The 628-nt window shown below is 59.1% G+C and carries 2 protein-coding genes; both read left to right on the top strand.

Annotated elements, in window-relative coordinates; genetic code table 11:
• A partial coding sequence (locus E0D98_RS25420) for a DNA methyltransferase (protein ID WP_240723785.1) occupies positions 1–427 on the top strand: 427 nt, incomplete at its 5' end.
• Positions 428–628 (top strand): hypothetical protein (locus E0D98_RS25415; protein ID WP_119822121.1); only part of this gene is annotated, 201 nt, incomplete at its 3' end. It abuts the gene before it with no gap.

The raw sequence follows: 628 nt of genomic DNA, 5'->3' as shown, positions 1-628 counted from the left end.
CGCCGGATTCAGCGTGGCAGGGCACCTCGTGTTCACCAAAAACTACACATCCAAATCTGCGTATGTCGCGTACCGCCACGAATGCGCTTACATCCTGGCAAAGGGCAGTCCGGCCCGGCCCCGTAACCCGCTGCCGGATGTGCTGGGCTGGAAATATTCAGGCAATCGTCATCACCCGACGGAAAAGCCCGTTACCAGCCTGCAACCGCTGATTGAGAGCTTCACACACCCGAACGCAATTGTGCTGGACCCGTTTGCAGGCAGCGGCTCAACCTGCGTCGCCGCCCTCCAGTCCGGACGCCGGTATATCGGTATCGAGCTGCTTGAGCAGTATCACCGTGCCGGGCAGCAACGCCTTGCCGCCGTGCAACGGGCCATGCAGCAGGGGGCCGCGAATGATGACTGGTTTATGCCGGAGGCTGCGTAAATGAACTATGCCGGACACGAAAAACTTCGCGCCGAAGTGGCGGAGGTGGCCAATGCCATGTGCGACCTGCGTACAACCATGAATGAGATGGAGCGGCGGTACAGCTTTAATGCTGACACCCTTCCGGAACGTCTGGTGCGTCAGACGTTGTTTCGCGCAAACCGCCTCCTGATGGAGGCATATACCGAAATTCTGGAACTG

This window comes from Escherichia sp. KCJ4928, assembly GCF_004352695.1.
Taxonomy (GTDB): Bacteria; Pseudomonadota; Gammaproteobacteria; order Enterobacterales; family Enterobacteriaceae; genus ECMA0423.
The sequence above is the reverse complement of the archived record's forward strand: the minus strand, read 5'-3'. Positions and strand labels throughout refer to the sequence as shown.